The organism is Novosphingobium profundi (genome assembly GCF_018491765.1).
In the GTDB taxonomy this organism is placed as follows: domain Bacteria; phylum Pseudomonadota; class Alphaproteobacteria; order Sphingomonadales; family Sphingomonadaceae; genus Novosphingobium; species Novosphingobium profundi.
In genome coordinates this window covers 93,800-110,310 of the sequence record NZ_JABWCU010000005.1, presented here as the reverse complement: position 1 = coordinate 110,310, position 16,511 = coordinate 93,800, and the positions used below count along the sequence as shown (strand labels likewise).

18 protein-coding genes are annotated in these 16,511 nt (G+C 64.9%); 9 read left to right on the top strand and 9 right to left on the bottom strand.

Features of this window, described 5'->3' with window-relative positions; translation table 11 throughout:
- Positions 1 to 92: 92 nt before the first annotated feature.
- From HT136_RS05840 to HT136_RS05830, 3 genes are all read right to left on the bottom strand, one after another.
- Positions 93 to 647 (bottom strand): hypothetical protein, encoded by a 555-nt coding sequence (locus tag HT136_RS05840; RefSeq protein ID WP_214198638.1) that lies wholly within the window; start codon positions 645 to 647, stop codon positions 93 to 95.
- Positions 648 to 689: 42 nt separating this feature from the next.
- A complete protein-coding gene (gene argB, locus HT136_RS05835) occupies positions 690 to 1,601 on the bottom strand; it encodes an acetylglutamate kinase (RefSeq protein ID WP_214198637.1) in 912 nt (303 codons plus the stop codon).
- 105 nt (positions 1,602 to 1,706) lie between these two features.
- On the bottom strand, positions 1,707 to 2,396 hold the full coding sequence (locus tag HT136_RS05830) for a queuosine precursor transporter (protein ID WP_214198636.1): 690 nt from the start codon (positions 2,394 to 2,396) through the stop codon (positions 1,707 to 1,709).
- A gap of 105 nt (positions 2,397 to 2,501) precedes the next feature.
- On the opposite strand from HT136_RS05830, the gene HT136_RS05825 reads away from it, so the two are divergent.
- Positions 2,502 to 3,827 (top strand): NupC/NupG family nucleoside CNT transporter, encoded by a 1,326-nt coding sequence (locus HT136_RS05825; RefSeq protein WP_214198635.1) that lies wholly within the window; start codon positions 2,502 to 2,504, stop codon positions 3,825 to 3,827.
- A 127-nt stretch (positions 3,828 to 3,954) separates the two neighbouring features.
- Positions 3,955 to 4,323, top strand: coding sequence for a DUF4870 family protein (locus HT136_RS05820; protein ID WP_214198634.1), 369 nt, complete (start codon positions 3,955 to 3,957; stop codon positions 4,321 to 4,323).
- A 10-nt stretch (positions 4,324 to 4,333) separates the two neighbouring features.
- Here HT136_RS05820 and HT136_RS05815 read toward each other — a convergent pair whose 3' ends face one another.
- Together HT136_RS05815 and HT136_RS05810 are read right to left on the bottom strand one after the other, a co-directional pair.
- Positions 4,334 to 4,732, bottom strand: coding sequence for a hypothetical protein (locus HT136_RS05815; RefSeq protein ID WP_214198633.1), 399 nt, complete (start codon positions 4,730 to 4,732; stop codon positions 4,334 to 4,336).
- A 134-nt stretch (positions 4,733 to 4,866) separates the two neighbouring features.
- On the bottom strand, positions 4,867 to 5,916 hold the full coding sequence (locus HT136_RS05810; protein WP_214198632.1) for a ribonucleotide-diphosphate reductase subunit beta: 1,050 nt from the start codon (positions 5,914 to 5,916) through the stop codon (positions 4,867 to 4,869).
- A 399-nt stretch (positions 5,917 to 6,315) separates the two neighbouring features.
- Here HT136_RS05810 and HT136_RS05805 point away from each other — a divergent pair, with 399 nt between their 5' ends.
- Positions 6,316 to 6,582, top strand: coding sequence for a DUF2171 domain-containing protein (locus HT136_RS05805; RefSeq protein ID WP_214198631.1), 267 nt, complete (start codon positions 6,316 to 6,318; stop codon positions 6,580 to 6,582).
- Positions 6,583 to 6,688: 106 nt separating this feature from the next.
- On the opposite strand, the gene HT136_RS05800 is transcribed toward HT136_RS05805, so the two are convergent.
- On the bottom strand, positions 6,689 to 7,081 hold the full coding sequence (locus HT136_RS05800; protein ID WP_214198630.1) for a PepSY domain-containing protein: 393 nt from the start codon (positions 7,079 to 7,081) through the stop codon (positions 6,689 to 6,691).
- A 218-nt stretch (positions 7,082 to 7,299) separates the two neighbouring features.
- Between HT136_RS05800 and HT136_RS05795 the strand changes: the two genes are divergently transcribed.
- On the top strand, positions 7,300 to 7,527 hold the full coding sequence (locus HT136_RS05795; RefSeq protein ID WP_214198629.1) for a DUF2171 domain-containing protein: 228 nt from the start codon (positions 7,300 to 7,302) through the stop codon (positions 7,525 to 7,527).
- A 217-nt stretch (positions 7,528 to 7,744) separates the two neighbouring features.
- On the opposite strand, the gene HT136_RS05790 is transcribed toward HT136_RS05795, so the two are convergent.
- Positions 7,745 to 9,694 (bottom strand): ribonucleoside-diphosphate reductase subunit alpha, encoded by a 1,950-nt coding sequence (locus HT136_RS05790; protein ID WP_214198791.1) that lies wholly within the window; start codon positions 9,692 to 9,694, stop codon positions 7,745 to 7,747.
- Positions 9,695 to 10,569: 875 nt separating this feature from the next.
- Here HT136_RS05790 and HT136_RS05785 point away from each other — a divergent pair.
- Positions 10,570 to 10,815 (top strand): GlsB/YeaQ/YmgE family stress response membrane protein, encoded by a 246-nt coding sequence (locus HT136_RS05785; protein WP_214198628.1) that lies wholly within the window; start codon positions 10,570 to 10,572, stop codon positions 10,813 to 10,815.
- Between the two features lie 39 nt (positions 10,816 to 10,854).
- Here HT136_RS05785 and nadB read toward each other — a convergent pair whose 3' ends face one another.
- Complete coding sequence (gene nadB, locus HT136_RS05780; RefSeq protein WP_214198627.1) at positions 10,855 to 12,453, bottom strand: L-aspartate oxidase; 1,599 nt, start codon at positions 12,451 to 12,453, stop codon at positions 10,855 to 10,857.
- Positions 12,454 to 12,797: 344 nt separating this feature from the next.
- On the opposite strand from nadB, the gene HT136_RS05775 reads away from it, so the two are divergent.
- Positions 12,798 to 13,025, top strand: coding sequence for a hypothetical protein (locus HT136_RS05775; RefSeq protein ID WP_214198626.1), 228 nt, complete (start codon positions 12,798 to 12,800; stop codon positions 13,023 to 13,025).
- A gap of 46 nt (positions 13,026 to 13,071) precedes the next feature.
- Here HT136_RS05775 and HT136_RS05770 read toward each other — a convergent pair whose 3' ends face one another.
- A complete protein-coding gene (locus HT136_RS05770) occupies positions 13,072 to 14,025 on the bottom strand; it encodes an ABC transporter ATP-binding protein (RefSeq protein WP_246543391.1) in 954 nt (317 codons plus the stop codon).
- 175 nt (positions 14,026 to 14,200) lie between these two features.
- Between HT136_RS05770 and HT136_RS05765 the strand changes: the two genes are divergently transcribed.
- The 3 genes from HT136_RS05765 to tldD all read left to right on the top strand — a co-directional run bounded on the left by HT136_RS05765 (position 14,201) and on the right by tldD (position 16,441).
- Positions 14,201 to 14,398, top strand: a complete 198-nt coding sequence (locus HT136_RS05765) for a zinc-finger domain-containing protein (RefSeq protein WP_214198624.1) — start codon at positions 14,201 to 14,203, stop codon at positions 14,396 to 14,398.
- A 180-nt stretch (positions 14,399 to 14,578) separates the two neighbouring features.
- Positions 14,579 to 14,929, top strand: coding sequence for a hypothetical protein (locus HT136_RS05760; RefSeq protein WP_214198623.1), 351 nt, complete (start codon positions 14,579 to 14,581; stop codon positions 14,927 to 14,929).
- A gap of 90 nt (positions 14,930 to 15,019) precedes the next feature.
- Positions 15,020 to 16,441 carry a metalloprotease TldD gene (gene tldD / locus HT136_RS05755; RefSeq protein WP_214198622.1) on the top strand — a complete coding sequence of 474 codons (1,422 nt, stop codon included), beginning with the start codon at positions 15,020 to 15,022 and terminating at the stop codon, positions 16,439 to 16,441.
- Positions 16,442 to 16,511: the final 70 nt, after the last annotated feature.

Sequence of the window (16,511 nt, the reverse complement as noted above, 5' to 3'; positions counted from 1 at the left end):
CACCGATTCCGGCAAGGGTCGCTCTGCGATGGCGTCTTGCGGATCGACGAGGGACACGCAGGACCGGCCGGGGCCCCGCGCCGCGCCCTATCTCACGGAATCAGCGTGGAAGTGCGCTCGATGCGCCAGTTGAGCTGCTCTTCGCTGGCGCCGGGCACATCGTTCACGCGGCGCAGCACGATCGTGCCGCGCTTGGAAGGGCGACCGTCGGCGAAATCGACCACGATCGGCGCCTCGTAGTAGAGCGAGCCGGCGGCGCCGGCGTTATCGCCCTTGCCCACCGCGATCTTGGGTCCGGCCTTGCCGCCGAACTCGTCGCGCAGCTTTTCGGGCGTCATCTGCGCATCGAGGCTCCAGGCCTTGGCCGCATCGATCCAGTCGCCGAGGCGAATGGCACTGGTGTAGTAGCGCAGGAGCCGCTCGGGATCGCGACGCTCGACCAGCGCATCCATGTCGAGCGAGCTGGCGATGCCACCGCTCGCCGCAGCTGTCGCCTCTGCGCTCGGAGCGTCGGCAGGAACGGCCAGGTCATCGCCCACACCCGTCGCACCCTCGCTCGGCGATGCCGCAGGTGGCTGCGCGTCGCATCCAGCAAGCAGCAGGGCTGCACTGCACAGTGCGGCGGCGAGGACGGCTGGGGTACGCATGAGGGTCAATGATGCCTTTTTGTTTTTTGCCCCGTGAAAGGGTCAGATGGCCGCGGGATCGCTTCGAATGAGGGTACCTGCACCCTCTTGTGTGAATATTTCCAGAAGCATGGCATGCGAGACCCGTCCGTCAAGCACGACGGCAGCCTCGCACCCGGCCTCTACCGCGTGGACGCAGGTCTCGAGCTTGGGGATCATCCCGCCCGAAATCGTGCCGTCCTCCTGGAGACGGGCTATGTCGGCGGGGCGCAAGTCGGTAAGCAGTTCCCCCTGCTTGTCGAGCACGCCGTGGACGTCGGTGAGCAGGAACAGCCGCGCCGCGCCAAGCGCGGCGGCGATCGAGCCGGCCATGGTGTCGGCGTTGACGTTGTAGGTCTCGCCATCGACGCCGGTCGCGATCGGGGCGATGACCGGGATCATGCCCGCAGCCGAGATCGTCTCGATCACGCTGATGTCGATCGTCTCGGGCTCGCCGACGAAGCCAAGGTCGAGAACCTTTTCGATCTGGCTGTCGGGATCCTTCTTGGTGCGCTGGACCTTGCGCGCGGTGACCATCTGGCCATCCTTGCCCGAAATGCCCATCGCCCGGCCACCGGCACGCGCGATCCAGCCCACGATTTCCTTGTTGATCGCGCCCGAGAGCACCATCTCGGCGACTTGCGCGGTCGCCTTGTCGGTCACGCGCAAACCGTCGACGAACTGGCTCTCCACACCCACCTTCTTGAGCATGGCCCCGATCTGCGGGCCGCCGCCGTGGACGACCACCGGGTTGATGCCCACCGCCTTGAGGAGCACGATGTCCTCGGCGAAATCCTGCGCCAGCTCGGGATCGCCCATGGCATGGCCGCCGTATTTCACGACGAAAGTGCGGCCCGCATAGCGCTGCATGTAGGGCAGCGCGTCGACGAGGGTTTCGGCTTTGGCGAGCATGGCGGGATCGTGAGGATTCGGCATGGCCCCCGCTTTAACCCTTCGGGCGCGGAATTGAAGGTCTTTTATGCCCCTTTTCGCAAGCTTTCGCGCAACACTTGGCGCGCGGTCGAAGCCAGCCGGATCCGCTTATGTCCGGGACGGGCGATCGAGCCAGTGCCCGAAGCGCACGAAGAACAGGATCAGCGGCGGCACCATGATCGTCGAGAGCACCAGCTTGGAGATGATCTGCCCCTCCATGATCGCGAGCAGGGGCAGGTCCTTGCCGATGAACGAGATGGTGATGAAGATCACCGTGTCGACCGCCTGCGAAAGCATGCCGGCCAGCCAGGCGCGCAGCAGCAGCACACCACTGCGCTCGCGGCCCAGGCGATCCCCGGCGAGCCGCGCAAAAAGGTAGACGTTGAGCGTCTGTGATACTCCATAGGAGACGAGCCCGGCAAACTGCATGCGCGCGCCCTGCCCCAGCAGACGCGCGAAGGCCTCCTGGTCGTCCCACATGCCCGTGGCCGGCGGCACCACGTGGATCACCAGGGTGATCAGCACCATCGAGACGATGAGCGGGATGAAGCCGTAGCGGATCAGCCGGTTGGCGATCGCGCGGCCATGCAGTTCGGCCACCGCGCTCGACAGCACGACGAGGAACAGGAAGGCGAAGATGCCCGATTCGACCGCGAGGTCGCCCAGCACCGGCCAGGACCCGAGCGAGGCCAGCTTGGTCCCCAGGACGCCCGCCAGCACGACGAGGCCGCCGTAGAGGAGCGAGAAGATGAACAGGGAACGCGGAAGGCTGATCGAGGCGGGTTCGGGCTGGCGCATGAAGGTCCTCTAACGACCCCGGGACAATTGCACTAGCCGTCTTGCACATCCGGCTCTAGGTTCCGCCGATTCCCCACACGCACGAATACGGAGAAGCGTGTCTCGATGCACGTCGTCTACAGCCTCATCGGCATTGCAATCATCATGGCCATCGCCTTCCTGCTTTCCAGCGACCGCAAGGCGATCCGCCTGCGCGTGGTGGGCGCGGCCTTCGCGCTGCAGGCCGGGCTCGCCGCGCTCGTGCTTTACGTGCCGCTCGGCAACCGCATGCTGCGGGGCGCCGCCTCGGGCGTCGAAAGCCTGCTGGGCTACGCCGCGCAAGGCACCAACTTCCTGTTCGGACCGCTCGCCAAACCCGAGATCGGCGGCGCCAGCTTCGCGATCTCCGCGCTGCCGGTGATCATCTTCTTCGCCTCGCTGATCTCGGTCCTCTATTACCTGGGCATCATGCAGCAGGTGATCCGCTGGATCGGCGGCGGGCTGGAGAAGGTGACCGGCATCAGCAAGGTGGAAAGCCTGTGCGCGGCCTCGAACATTTTCGTTGGCCAGAGCGAGAGCCCACTGGTGATCCGCCCCTACCTCGCCAACCTCAATCCCTCGCAGCTGTTCTGCGTGATGAGCGTGGGCCTGGCGGGCGTCGCGGGCACGATCCTCGCCGCCTACGCCTCGATGGGCATCCGCATCGACTACCTGGTGGCGGCCGCCTTCATGTCGGCACCGGGCGGCATCTTCATGGCCAAGATGATCATGCCCGACCCGCTGCACCGTCCGGCCGACAGCGTCGACGTGCACGGGGGCACCACCCCGCCCGCGGGGATGGCCGCCGCCGCGCTCAACCGCGACGACGTGACCCACCTTCCCGGCGTCCACATCGACGAGGTCGAGCCGGTCGAGCACGAGGAAGAGCAACCCGCCAACATCATCATGGCCGCCTCGCAAGGCGCGCAGACCGGCGTCAAGCTGGCGGTTGCAGTCGGCGCGATGGTGCTTGCCTTCGTCGCGCTGATCGCGCTGGCGAACGGCTTCATCGGCTGGGCCGGATCGCTGCTCGGTTTCCCCGGCGTCACTTTCCAGGGCCTGCTCGGCTACATCTTCGCCCCGATCTTCTACCTGCTCGCCACACCCGACTGGCATCAGGCGCTGCAGGCGGGCAGCCTGTTCGGCACCAAGATCGTGCTCAACGAATTCGTCGCCTTTATCGACCTGGGCGCCGACACCGGGCTTTCGGCGCGCACCGTGGCGGTGATCACCTTTGCCTTGTGCGGTTTTGCAAACTTCTCCTCGATCGCGATCCAGATGGCGGTCACCGGGGGCCTTGCCCCTAACCAGCGCCCGATCATCGCCAAGCTGGGCGTGCGCGCGCTGGCGGCTGGCAGCCTCTCCAACCTCATGAGCGCGGCGCTCGCCGGACTTTTCCTCGGCCTGTCCTGACGGCTCGACGAACGGACGAACGGCATGGCGGCTCGGCAGGAGCCCCATGCCGCTCGGCCAGCGCTCTTGCCGCCATCAGCACGATGCGTCACCTTGTCGACTTCACCTGGCGGCAAGGAGAGAGAGCATGAGCGACTTCGACCAGCGATCCGGCGCTTCGAGTTCGGGTTTCGAGTTCAACAACCCGACCGTGATCTGCCTGCTCTATTTCGCCTCGTTCCTGACCGGCGTGACCGCGATCATCGGTGTCGTCCTCGCCTTCGTGTGGCGGGGCGAAGCCAAATCGGACTGGGAACTGTCCCACTACCAATATCTCATCAACACCTTCTGGATCGGCCTTGCCGGCGGGATCCTGGGGGTCTTGCTGATGGTCGTGCTGATCGGTTTCCTGATCCTGCCCGCGGTCTCGGTGCTGGTCATCGTGCGCACCGTGCTGAGCCTGCTGCGCGCGCAGAAGCGCGAGCCGATGCCCAACCCGGACTCGTGGACGATCTAGGCGCGCCGATCTAGCCGCCGAGCCGGGTGACCGGCTCGAGCCTGGCCTTGGGCAGGCGGCTGGCGAAGTGGTCCTCCCCTCCACCGTTCGAATAGGCGTAGAGCTGCTCGATCGGAATCTCGTAGAGGTCGTTGCCGTCGCCCACGGTGATCGTCGCGCCCACGACCTTCTCGACGGTACCGATCAGCGTGCCGTCGCTTTCGACGATGGGCGTGCCGGGCGTGAGTTCGCGGTGCGAGATGTTGCGCACCATCTGGACGTGGGGATTGGCCATCGCCTTGGCGACTTCGACGTCGGTGCGGGCGATGCGGCCGTCCTGGGCGAGCGCGGGGCTCGCAGTGGCGGCGACGGTCAGGGCAGCGAACAGGGCCGGCGCCAGCGCCAGGCCATTACGGGCATTACGGAACATAAGGCAGCTCCTTTGGCGAAGGGGATCTGCCGGTAAAACGCAAAAGCACCAGCGTTGGTTGCGCTGGTGCCATTTGACGCGTGTTCGCAAGGACTTGCCACCGCCCCTTGGGAGCGATGGCGCCGTTTCCGGGATTATTCGGCCGCCTGGGTGCCCTCGAACAGGCCCGGCTCGCTGCCATCATCCTCGGCCTCGTCGTTGGCCTTGACCTTCTTGCGCGAGTCGAAGTTCGACCACACGGTGTTCCAGTCGCCGCGCGTCGCGCCCTTGGAGTACTCGGTCGCGCGGGTTTCGAAGAAGTTGGCGTGCTCGACGCCGTTGAGCAGCGGCTGAAGCCAGGGCAGCGGGTGCTCCTCGATCATGAAGATCGGCTTGAGGCCCAGCTGGTCAAGGCGCCAGTCGGCGATGAAGCGGATGTACTTCTTGATGTCCTTGGCGGTCATGCCCGGGACCGGCCCCTGCTCGAAGGCGAGGTCGATGAAGTTGTCTTCCAGGCGCACGGTGGTCTGGCAGACGTCGGCGATGTCGTCCTTGACCGCCTTGGTCAGGCAACCGCGCTCCTTGGTGAAGGCGTGGAACAACTGGGTGATGCCCTCGCAGTGCAGCGATTCGTCGCGCACCGACCACGAGACGATCTGGCCCATGCCCTTCATCTTGTTGAAGCGCGGGAAGTTCATCAGCATGGCGAAGCTGGCGAAGAGCTGCACGCCCTCGGTGAAGCCGCCGAACATGGCCAGCGTGCGCGCGATGTCCTCGTCCGAATCGACGCCGAACTTCTGCAAATAGTCGTGCTTGTCCTTGAGCTCGGAGTACTCAAGGAACATGCCATACTCGCTCTCGGGCATGCCGATCGTGTCGAGCAGGTGCGAATAGGCCGCGATGTGCACCGTCTCCATGTTGGAGAAGGCGGTGAGCATCATCTTGATCTCGGTCGGCTTGAACACGCGGCCGTACTTCTCGTGGTAGCAGTCCTGCACCTCGACGTCGGCCTGCGTGAAGAAGCGGAAGATCTGCGTGAGCAGGTTGCGCTCGTGCTCGGAGAGCTTCTGCGCCCAGTCGCGGCAGTCCTCGCCCAGCGGCACTTCCTCGGGCAGCCAGTGCAGCTGCTGCTGGCGCTTCCAGTAGTCGTAAGCCCAGGGGTACTCGAAAGGCTTGTAGGTCTTGCGCGCGTCGAGAAGGGGCATGGGCGACTCACTCCGATGGATTGTCGATTCTGGGCGACAGGACGCAAACACCGCGAGGCACAGCGCTTACGTCCCCTTGTTCAATTTTGGCTATGTTTCGGCCCGCTTGGGCCAGGCCGTCGCGGAGCAAACTCGATAGCCATTCTACCCCCCACTTGGGCAGGGGCCGAAAGCAATTTTGCACAGATTTAAGAACGAGGAATCATATATCTAGCGCACCGTCAAGAATTCCGACGCTAGACCTAGTGCCTGCCCGGGAAGGCGCGACTCGCCGCAGAAGCTTGATGCAAGCCCGTTGAGGCCGCCGAAACGGGCCCGCCCCGGGAACCCGCGGGGCCACCGTCGCGTTGCCTTGGCATAGCCCGAAGCGAATTTTTCGCATCCCACGAAAGGCGCGCCATGACCGTGAACCTGCACCCCGCCCCCGACCCCGCCGAAACCGTCTGGACGACTGTCGTCGGCACCATCCGCAAGGGCATGAACGTGATCGACGCCGAAGGCACGTGCCTGGGCCAGGTCGAAAGCATGAAGGGCGAAGAAATCATGCTGGCCGGTGACGGCGGCCATGGCTTCATCGAATTGAGCCAGGTCGACGGGGTGGGCGAACAGGGCCTTCTCCTCAGCGACCGGGGCGATGCCATGTTCGGCATGGCTGGCGAAGGCTGACACACCCTTTACCACCGATTTGCGCAAAAAGGGGCCCGGATCGCCTGATCCGGGCCCCTTTTTGCGTCATTGCGCCGTCGAGCGGCGTTGTCGCGGCGAAGTGCGCCTATTTCCAGAACCAGCGCGGCGCGAGGCTGCGATTCTTGCGAAAGCGCCACATCTGGACGTAGAGCCAGATGCCCGAAATCGAGAAGAACACCAAAGCAAGGCCCGAGAGCAGCGAGATCGCGGTGCCGAGCGGGCCGAACGTTTCGCCCGAGTGGAGGTGGTGGAACAGGCCGACCATCCCGCGAATGCCGCTCGCATCGCCGCGCGGGGGCATGCAGCGCCAGCCTTGCGGGCACTCGAAGCCCGCCGGCGGAGCCGCAGCCGCCTGCGCCGCCGCGTCGGGGGCGCCGCCCGGCCAGAGCACCGCGACCTGGCTCAGCACGCCGGTTGCCGCGATCCAGAGCATGAAAACGCCGAAGAAGAGTGAAAGCCATCGGTGCCATTTGCGCATGGTAAATTCGTACCCCTTTTCCATTCGATATCTCTGCGTTGTGGCCTCCGGAAAAGCGCAGGCCCGCCCCGGCCTCAAGCCGCAATTTGTCTCAATTGGTAAGACGCCGCGATTCCACGAGGCGTTGCCCGGGCGCGACGGGTCCCGGAACGAACCCCGCCCCAGCCCCGTTGTCCTAGTATCAAGCAATTGATCGAAAACGCAAAAGGAGAGAGCTTATGTTCGAGAAGCTGCGCATCCACGAGCACATGGAAGTCACCGACACCGATGGTCGCCATGTCGGCACCGTCGACGACGTCAAGGACGACCAAATCAAGCTGACCCGCTCCGACAGTTCGGACGGCGCGCACCACTTCATCGCGCTGGAGAACGTCGACAAGATCGACGACAACCGCGTCTACCTCAAGGCCGGCACGCCCATACCCATCGGCGCGGGCGCCAACTAGAGCATTTTCGAGTCAGGCGGAATCACCTGACGTTTCCGAAAATGCGTAAAAACAAGGGACTGGAGCGATCGATCAGATGCGATCTCATCGACCGCTCCAGGCACCAGCCTCGCGAGCGAGGTTCTGAACAGGAAAGCCCGGCACCTCTCGCGAGATGCCGGGCTTTCCTGTTTGCCTCCAGGCCATGCCTTGGTGGCTAGCCTTTACGGGCAGCGCCTTATTGGCAGGCAAGGCACTCGTCGTAGTCGGTCGTCTCGCCGATCTCGAACTTGGGCGCGATCGAGGTGTTGTCCGCCTCGACGCCGCCCGAGCCCGCGAAACCGGCGCGCTGCACCGACTTGGAACGCAGGTAGTAGAGCGACTTGATGCCCTTTTCCCACGCCTGGTAGTGCAGCATGAGCAGGTCCCACTTGTCGACGTCGGCGGGGATGAACAGGTTCAGCGACTGCGCCTGGTCGATGTAGGGGGTGCGATCGCCCGCGAATTCGAGCAGCCAGCGCTGGTCGATCTCGAAGCTGGTCTTGAACACCGCCTTTTCCTCCGGCGAGAGGAAGTCGAGGTGCTGGACCGAACCGCCGTGCTCGAGGATCGAATTCCACACGTTGGTGGAATCCTTCGACTTCGCGGCGAGCAGCTTCTTGAGGTACGGGTTCTCGACCACGAACGAGCCCGAAAGCGTCTTGTGGGTGTAGATGTTGGCCGGGATCGGCTCGATGCAGGCCGAAGTGCCGCCGCAGATGATCGAGATCGACGCGGTGGGCGCAATCGCCATCTTGCAGCTGAAACGCTCCATCACGCCCTGGTCGGCCGCGTCGGGGCAGGCTCCGCGCTCTTGCGCCAGCAGCATCGAGGCCTCGTTGGCCTTCTGGTTGATGTACTGGAACATCTGAAGGTTGAAGGCCTTGGCCATCGCGCTCTCGAAGGCGATGTTCTTCTTCTGCAGGTAGGAGTGGAAGCCCATGACGCCCATGCCCACCGAACGCTCGCGCGCGGCCGAGTACTTGGCGCGGGCCATCTCGTCGGGCGCGCGCTCGATGAAGTCCTGCAGGACGTTGTCGAGGAAGCGCAGCACGTCCTCGACGAAGCGCTTTTCGCCCTTCCACTCTTCCCAGGTTTCGAGGTTGAGCGAGGAGAGGCAGCACACCGCGGTGCGGTCGTTGCCCAGGTGATCGCGGCCGGTGGGCAGCGTGATTTCCGAACACAGGTTCGAAGTCGAGACCTTGAGGCCCAGATCGCGGTGATGCTTGGGCATCATTCGGTTCACGGTGTCGGAGAAGACGAGGTAGGGCTCGCCGGTGCGCAGGCGCACTTCGACCAGCTTCTGGAACAGCGAACGCGCATCGACCGTGGAGCGCACCGCGCCGTCCTTGGGGCTCTTGAGGTCGAACTTGGCGCCGTCGCGCACCGCTTCCATGAACTCGTCCGAAAGCAGCACACCGTGGTGCAGGTTCAGCGCCTTGCGGTTGAAGTCACCCGTGGTGGTGCGGATCTCGAGGAATTCCTCGATCTCGGGGTGCGAGACGTCGATGTAGCACGCGGCCGAGCCACGGCGCAGCGAGCCCTGGCTGATCGCCAGCGTCAGCGAGTCCATCACGCGCACGAAGGGAATGATGCCGCTGGTCTTGCCGTTGAGGCCGACCGGCTCGCCGATCCCGCGCACGTTGCCCCAATAGGTGCCGATGCCGCCGCCGCGCGAGGCGAGCCAGACGTTCTCGTTCCAGGTGTTGACGATGCCTTCCAGGCTGTCTTCCACCGAGTTGAGGTAGCACGAGATGGGAAGGCCGCGCCCGGTGCCGCCGTTCGAGAGAACGGGCGTGGCGGGCATGAACCAGAGCTTGGAGATGTAGTCGTAGAGACGCTGCGCGTGCGGCTCGTCGTCGGCGTAGGCGTCGGCGACGCGCGCGAAGAGGTCCTGGTACTTCTCGCCAGGCAGAAGGTAGCGGTCCTCGAGCGTTTCCTTGCCGAACTCGGTCAGCAGCGCATCGCGCTCGGCGTTGGTCGTGATCTTGAAGCGGCGCGGGTTGATCGACTTGGAATCGATCTTCTGCGTGGCCGCCACAGCGGCTGCGGCGGCCGATGCCGCGGCGGCCGCGGAAACCAGATCCGCGCTTGCCGTATCCGACTTGTCCATTGCAATTGCCGGGCTCACGCCCGTCTCCTTGTTCATGTTGCCTGCCGTGACCGACGGGGTCTCGAGCGTGTCCGCGGCGTTGGCGCCAAGGTCGGCGCTATCGATCCGGTCCTCGTTTCCGTTCCTGAAATCCACTTGCAAGCCCCATTGGTTGGCGAGCCATCCCTAAGGGACGACCCGATGTGTTCCGCACGGGCCCGCAGCGGCGCTCGAACGAATCGACCGGGGCACCCCAGCCTACCACGCTCAGCACAAAAGGAGAACATTAAGCCCCCGCGCCCGACCCGTCGGCGTCCGGGGGAATCGAACCAGAGACCTCGAAATCGCATTCGAAGCGACACGCGGACAGTTTCCGCGATCGATCAAGGTCTAGAGGTTCATCCGCCGAAGCGCCACAACCCATAGTGCCGTTTCTGCGATGTAGCGCAAGAGGGGGCCCGGCGCCCCGCGACGGGTCCATCGACCGACCGCCAGCCCGGCAACCCGCAGCGACGCGTGAGAAGTCCTTCGACTAGATCGAACGCAAGCTAAAATCGGTCCGCCAAGTCTATATTTTTTTCCACAAAATTTGCCGACGAAACGAATCAGATATGCGACAGAGCGAGTCCCGAGACCGCCAGAGTCAAGCCAAGGAACCACAAGTTGTGCCCAGCCAAGCGTGCAAATGGCACCAGATGTTGCGTTGAACGCCTCCCCGCACGCCGCACCTGCCGGACATGAGTCGCAGCGCGCGGCGGTGCAAGGTGTCGGTCGGCGCGCATTGGCGGTGCGACGATAAGACGATGCCTACCTGCCCCAGCCATGCAACCGCGAGGCCGCGCGCGACTTTCATCCCGCGATCCCGCCCGGCCCCACCAGGCCCCACTAGGCCCCCATTCAGGTCCCCTCGGGCCACCAGCAAGGAGACGACCATGTTCAACATCATCGGCGCCATCATCAGCGGCCTCGTCATCGGCATTCTCGCCCGCTTCTTCTATCCCGGCGACGTACCGATGTCGTGGATCGCGACGATCCTGCTGGGCATCGGCGGCTCGCTGGTCGCCGGCCTCGTCACCTCACGCGGGAGCCGCGACTTCAACCGCGCCGGCTGCCTTGCCTCGATCCTGGGCGCGATGGTGCTGATTTTCCTCGGCCACGTGCTCCACATCGGGATGTGATCCCGCAGGGCCGGACGGCCCGGATCACCCGGCCCAGCCTCAGGGGACGAGCACCGTGTCGTGAGGCTCGGCCCCGGTCGCGGGGAAGTCGAGCGTGAAGTGCAGTCCGCGGCTCTCGCTGCGCCGAAGCGCCGAACGCACGATCAGCTCGGCGGACTGGAGCAGGTTGCGCAGCTCGATGAGATCGGTCGAAACGCGGAAGTGGCGGTAGTATTCCTCGATCTCGCCATTCAGCATCTGGATGCGGTGCATGGCGCGCTCGAGCCGCTTGGTCGTGCGCACGATCCCCACGTAGTTCCACATGAAGCGACGGATCTCGGTCCAGTTCTGCTTGATGACGACTTCCTCGTCGGAATCGGTCACCCGGCTCGCGTCCCAGCCGCGTACCGGCGGCGGCGCGTCGAAGGCGTCCCAGTGGTCGAGGATGTGGCTCGCCGCCGCATCGCCGAACACGAAGCATTCGAGCAGCGAATTGGACGCGAGGCGATTGGCCCCGTGCAGGCCACTCTCGGTGCACTCGCCCGCCGCGTAGAGCCCGGGCAGGTCGGTCTTGCCGTCGAGATCGATCAGCACGCCTCCACAAGTGTAGTGCTGCGCGGGCACCACCGGGATCGGCTCCTTCGTCATGTCGATGCCGAGCGAAAGCAGCTTCTCGTGGATGTTGGGGAAATGCTCGCGCACGAATTCGGGCGGCTTGTGGCTGATGTCGAGATGCACGAAATCGAGGCCGTAGCGCTTGATCTGGTCATCGATCGCGCGCGCCACGATGTCGCGCGGGGCAAGTTCGGCGCGTGCGTCGTAGTCAGGCATGAAGCGGTGCCCGGTCACCGGGTGCCTGAGATGGCCGCCCTCGCCGCGCACCGCCTCGGTAATGAGGAAGTTCTTGACCTCCAGGTTATAGAGGCAGGTCGGGTGGAACTGCATCATCTCCATGTTCGAGACGCGCGCGCCCGCGCGCCAGGCCATGGCGATGCCATCTCCGGTCGCCCCGCGCGGCGCGGTGCTGAACTGGTAGACGCGCCCGGCCCCACCGGTCGCCAGGATCGTCGCGCGTGCCGTGTGCGCCTCGACTTTGCCGCTCACTTCGTCGAGCGCGTAGACACCCCAGACCCGGCCCGAACCCGAATAGCGTTCCTCGTGGCGCCCGGTGATCAGGTCGATGCACGAACGCCCCGGCAGGAGCGTGATGTTCGGATTGGCGTGCGCCGCGCGCAGCAGCGCCTCCTGCACCGCCCAGCCGGTGGCATCGTTGACGTGGACGATGCGGCGGTGCGAATGCCCCCCCTCGCGCGTGAGGTGCAGCTCGCCGCCCTCGGTGTTGAACGGTACGCCCAGATCAAGCAGGCGGGCAATCGCATGCGGTGCCCGCTCGATCACGAACTCCACGGTCTCGCGCCGGTTCAACCCGGCTCCGGCGACCATCGTATCGTGGATGTGTTCCTCGAACGTGTCGCCCTGGTCGAGAACGGCGGCAATTCCGCCTTGCGCCCAGGCCGTCGATCCGCCGTCCAGTCCACCCTTGGCCAGGACCAGGACCCGGAGGCGCTCGGCGAGCGCCAGCGCCGCGGTGAGACCCGCGGCGCCCGAGCCAATCACGATGACGTCATAAGGCGCGTTACTTGTGGCATTATCCTGCATCGCGCCTCCTTGCCGGGGCGGCGCAACATTCGCAAGATATCTGGCTTACGCAGATGTCTTTTGTTGCATTGCAGAATCGGAACCAATATAGATATTTCCAATCAAACTGGAGCTAATCCAGTACAACCGATTGTCGCATCGCTTTCGGGTCAGCAAAATGGACGTCTTCGCTCACACTTCGTCGTGCAGGCGCAGCTTCGGTCCCAAAAACCGTTTAGAAACAAGATTCTGAATTGCACTCCCAATAGTTCGGAATTCCAAACCTATACGCATTGCCGAACGCCGCTTCCCGTCCGTGGACAGGAATGGCTGATGACCGCCGTAGATCGAGAATTGCAGCAATTATGACCAGAACCAAAGCATCCACATCCAGAAGGAGAACGATTAGCGCCATTCCCCTGTGCTGGCTCAACCGGCACACGCCCGATCGCGAGCACGCGCAATGGGACGGCAAGCACTTCGTTTCCACCTGCACGCAGTGCAACGCCCCGATTCGCCGTCGCAAGAAGAACGTCTGGCTAAAGGATTGGCTGGACGACGAACCCCAGGGCGCCACACCGACACCGAAGTGAGGCGCTGCCGCTCACCGGCGCGCGGGACCAAAGCCCGCGCCCGTGTTCAGAGCGCCGAAGCCGTCAGGCTGACAAAGACATCCTCGAGATCCGCCTCGCGCGTTGTCACGTCGATCACCGACAGCCCTTGCGCCTGAAGCGCGGAAAGCAGCTCGCCCGCATTCGTGCGGTCCTTGTCGTAGGTAATCTCGAGCCCGTTCTCGCCGACCTGGCGACACTTGATGAAGCCGGGATGATCGGGAAGCGCGGCAACCGGCTTGTCGAGCGTCAGCAACAGCACCTTCTCGCGCGCCATGCCGACCAGGTCGCGGGTCGGCTTGTTGGTGATCAGTTCGCCGTGGTTGATGATCGCGATGCGGTCGCACAGCTCCTCGGCTTCCTCGAGATAGTGGGTGGTGAGGACGATCGTCACGCCCTCACGGTTCATCTCCTGCACCAGTTCCCAGAGCTGACGCCGCAATTCCACGTCGACGCCCGCCGTCGGCTCGTCGAGTACGAGCACCGGAGGCTGGTGCACCAGCGCCTTGGCAATGAGCAGACGCCGCTTCATGCCTCCCGACAGGCTGCGCGCATAGGCATCGCGCTTGTCGGCCAGGTGGACCGCGCGCAGCAGTTCCTCGGAACGGCGCAGATGCTTGGTGATACCGTAGAAGCCCGCCTGATTCTCGAGCACCTCGAAGGGAGTGAAGAAGGGATCGAAGACGATTTCCTGCGGCACGATGCCGATCGCACGCTTGGCGTTGCGCTGGTCGCGGTCGATGTCGTGCCCCCAGATATCGACCGTACCCGAGGTCTTGCGCACAAGCCCGGCCATGATGTTGATCAGGGTCGACTTGCCCGCCCCGTTGGGTCCGAGCAGGCCGAAGATCTCGCCCTGCGGAACGTCGAAGCTGACGCCCTTCAGGGCCAGCTTGGCCTCGGCCTTGCCGACTGCGGCATATCGCTTGACGAGATCACGGATGGAGATGGCGGGGCTGGAAGCCGGGGAGGAAGCAGTCATGCGGCCCCATGTGGGCCAGCTTTGCGACAAGGTAAAGTCCCGAGCGCGCACCGGGAAGGCCATTGCCCCGAGGCCACCCTGCCCCAGACCTGCGGTAGAAACGCGATGCCGCACGGGTACAAAGTGCATGTTTGGCGCTGGAAATCGAAACAACTCGCTGATAGAGGCACGGTTCATGACGAACGCGCCCGAAACCGTATTCACCGATTCCCACCGCGTCTCCTGCGACGGGGCCACCGACATCCGTGGCGGAGCCGCTCTTGGCCATCCCCGGGTCTGGCTCGAGATCGACGAGAAGGGCTACGTCGAGTGCGGCTATTGCGACCGCCGCTTCGTGCTCAAGGGCGGCCCGGCCGACCAGCAGGCGGCCTGAGGGCAACCCGGGCCGGCTTCGCACCGGCCCTTTTCCAGTTTCCGAATCCTGCGGCCCGCCAAGAACTTGAGCCGTGCCCGCCAAGGGTTGTCGCCGTACGCTACTCGGGCCGGCCCCGATAGGCGTAGCTCCCGAGACAGCACAATGTCCGCGCATTCCCGCCCGAGAATGGAGGCTAGAATGCGTTACGATCGCTGGATGACCTACGTGAGCGCGAAAGCGCTGCTGCTGGGACTTGCCCTCAGCAACCACGCCCTCGCCCAGGACTCCATGTCCGCCGACGCCGACGCGCGCGACACCGCTGTCGCCGCCTGCATGAAGGAGGCCAAGGTGCGCGGCGAGAAACTCGGCGCCGTCGACGTTTCGATGCGCAAGGTCGAGGACACCGACAAGAAGGACGACGGCCGCGCCGCCGTGCGCGCGCAAGTCGACGTCGCGCTGCGCCAGAAGGACGGCACCACCAAGATCAAGAAGATGACGTTCAAGTGCGAGACGCGCCACGACGTCGTGACCGCCTTCACGTACAACTAGCCGCCCTGCGGGGGGCGGCCTTCACGGCGAATCGCGTGCAATGCGCCTTGCGACCTTTCGCAACGGCCCGCGCGCGCCTATATCGGCACGATGTCGTCTTCCGCTGACCCCCGCTCGCTGCTCTACCGCCATCTCTCACCCGAAGAGGCGCAGGCGCTCGCCGCCGAAACGCTGCGCACCTGCGAGGACGGCGAACTCTACATGCAGTTCGTGGCGAGCGAGGCCTTCGGCTTCGACGACGGCCGGCTCAAGACCGCCGACTATTCGCGCGACGCAGGCTTCGGCCTGCGCGGCGTGTCGGGCGAGATGACCGGCTTCGCCCACGCCAACGAGATTTCGGCCAAGGCCATCCGCCGCGCCGGCGAGACGCTGCAACTGCTCGATCCCGCACGTGGCCCAAAGGCCCCCGCCCCGCTCAAGAGCAACCGCCATCTCTACACCGACGCCTCGCCGCTCGACCTGGTGGGCTTTGGCGAAAAAGTGAAGCTGCTCGAGACGATCGACGCGGCCGCCCGCGCGCGCGATCCCCGGGTGGCGCAAGTCAGCGCCAGCCTCTCGGGCTCGTGGTCGGTGGTCGAGATCGTGCGCCCCGACGGCTTCATCGCTACCGACGTGCGCCCGCTGGTGCGCCTTTCGGTCTCGATCGTCGCGGAAAGCAACGGAAGGCGCGAGACCGGTTCGTTCGGCATGGGCGGGCGCTGGCTCTACGACGACCTGTTCCGCCCCGAGAACTGGAACCAGGCGATCGACGGCGCGCTCGAACAGGCGCTGGTCAACCTCGAGAGCATCGATGCGCCGGCTGGCGAAATGACCGTGATCATGGCCCCGGGCTGGCCCGGCGTGATCCTCCACGAGGCAGTCGGCCACGGCCTCGAGGGCGACTTCAACCGCAAGGGCACCTCGGCCTTCTCAGGACGGATCGGCGAGCGTGTCGCCGCGCCCGGGGTCACCATCGTCGACGACGGCTCGATCGCCGACCGGCGCGGGTCGCTCTCGATCGACGACGAGGGTACCCCCACCCAGGAAACCGTGCTGATCGAGGACGGCATCCTCAAGGGCTACATGCAGGACCGCCTCAACGCGCGCCTGATGGGCGTCGCGCCCACCGGCAACGGCCGACGCGAAAGCTACGCCCACGCGCCGATGCCGCGCATGACCAACACGTTCATGAAATCGGGCCGCGACGATCCCGCCGAACTGCTCAGCCGGGTCAAGAAGGGCATCTACACCAAGAACTTCGGTGGCGGTCAGGTCGACATCGTGTCGGGCAAGTTCGTGTTTTCGTGCACCGAGGCCTACATGGTCGAGAACGGCAAGCTGGGCGCGCCGATCAAGGGCGCGACGATCATCGGCGACGGCCCTTCGGTTCTGACCCGCGTAACCGGCATCGGCAACGATCTAGAGCTCGACCGCGGCATCGGCGTGTGCGGCAAGGGCGGGCAGAGCGTGCCTGCGGGCGTGGGCCAGCCCACGCTCGTGGTCGAAGGCCTGACGGTCGGCGGAACCGCCTGAGGGCCCGAATCGCCCACCGCTCGCCGGAAACGGCGCCGGTCACCTCGATCCGGTCAGCCTGGGTTCAGAA

What these genes read in the sequence shown, in the direction of transcription:
- HT136_RS05810 (WP_214198632.1), bottom strand. Translation starts at nt 5,916, where the DNA reads ATGCCCCTTCTCGACGCGCGCAAGACCTACAAGCCTTTCGAGTACCCC.
- HT136_RS05760 (WP_214198623.1), top strand. Translation starts at nt 14,579, where the DNA reads ATGCGTTACGATCGCTGGATGACCTACGTGAGCGCGAAAGCGCTGCTG.
- HT136_RS05805 (WP_214198631.1), top strand. Translation starts at nt 6,316, where the DNA reads ATGACCGTGAACCTGCACCCCGCCCCCGACCCCGCCGAAACCGTCTGG.
- HT136_RS05770 (WP_246543391.1), bottom strand. Translation starts at nt 14,025, where the DNA reads ATGACTGCTTCCTCCCCGGCTTCCAGCCCCGCCATCTCCATCCGTGAT.
- HT136_RS05840 (WP_214198638.1), bottom strand. Translation starts at nt 647, where the DNA reads ATGCGTACCCCAGCCGTCCTCGCCGCCGCACTGTGCAGTGCAGCCCTG.
- tldD (WP_214198622.1), top strand. Translation starts at nt 15,020, where the DNA reads ATGTCGTCTTCCGCTGACCCCCGCTCGCTGCTCTACCGCCATCTCTCA.
- argB (WP_214198637.1), bottom strand. Translation starts at nt 1,601, where the DNA reads ATGCCGAATCCTCACGATCCCGCCATGCTCGCCAAAGCCGAAACCCTC.
- HT136_RS05790 (WP_214198791.1), bottom strand. Translation starts at nt 9,694, where the DNA reads ATGAACAAGGAGACGGGCGTGAGCCCGGCAATTGCAATGGACAAGTCG.
- HT136_RS05820 (WP_214198634.1), top strand. Translation starts at nt 3,955, where the DNA reads ATGAGCGACTTCGACCAGCGATCCGGCGCTTCGAGTTCGGGTTTCGAG.
- HT136_RS05800 (WP_214198630.1), bottom strand. Translation starts at nt 7,081, where the DNA reads ATGCGCAAATGGCACCGATGGCTTTCACTCTTCTTCGGCGTTTTCATG.
- HT136_RS05825 (WP_214198635.1), top strand. Translation starts at nt 2,502, where the DNA reads ATGCACGTCGTCTACAGCCTCATCGGCATTGCAATCATCATGGCCATC.
- HT136_RS05795 (WP_214198629.1), top strand. Translation starts at nt 7,300, where the DNA reads ATGTTCGAGAAGCTGCGCATCCACGAGCACATGGAAGTCACCGACACC.
- HT136_RS05830 (WP_214198636.1), bottom strand. Translation starts at nt 2,396, where the DNA reads ATGCGCCAGCCCGAACCCGCCTCGATCAGCCTTCCGCGTTCCCTGTTC.
- HT136_RS05765 (WP_214198624.1), top strand. Translation starts at nt 14,201, where the DNA reads ATGACGAACGCGCCCGAAACCGTATTCACCGATTCCCACCGCGTCTCC.
- nadB (WP_214198627.1), bottom strand. Translation starts at nt 12,453, where the DNA reads ATGCAGGATAATGCCACAAGTAACGCGCCTTATGACGTCATCGTGATT.
- HT136_RS05775 (WP_214198626.1), top strand. Translation starts at nt 12,798, where the DNA reads ATGACCAGAACCAAAGCATCCACATCCAGAAGGAGAACGATTAGCGCC.
- HT136_RS05785 (WP_214198628.1), top strand. Translation starts at nt 10,570, where the DNA reads ATGTTCAACATCATCGGCGCCATCATCAGCGGCCTCGTCATCGGCATT.
- HT136_RS05815 (WP_214198633.1), bottom strand. Translation starts at nt 4,732, where the DNA reads ATGTTCCGTAATGCCCGTAATGGCCTGGCGCTGGCGCCGGCCCTGTTC.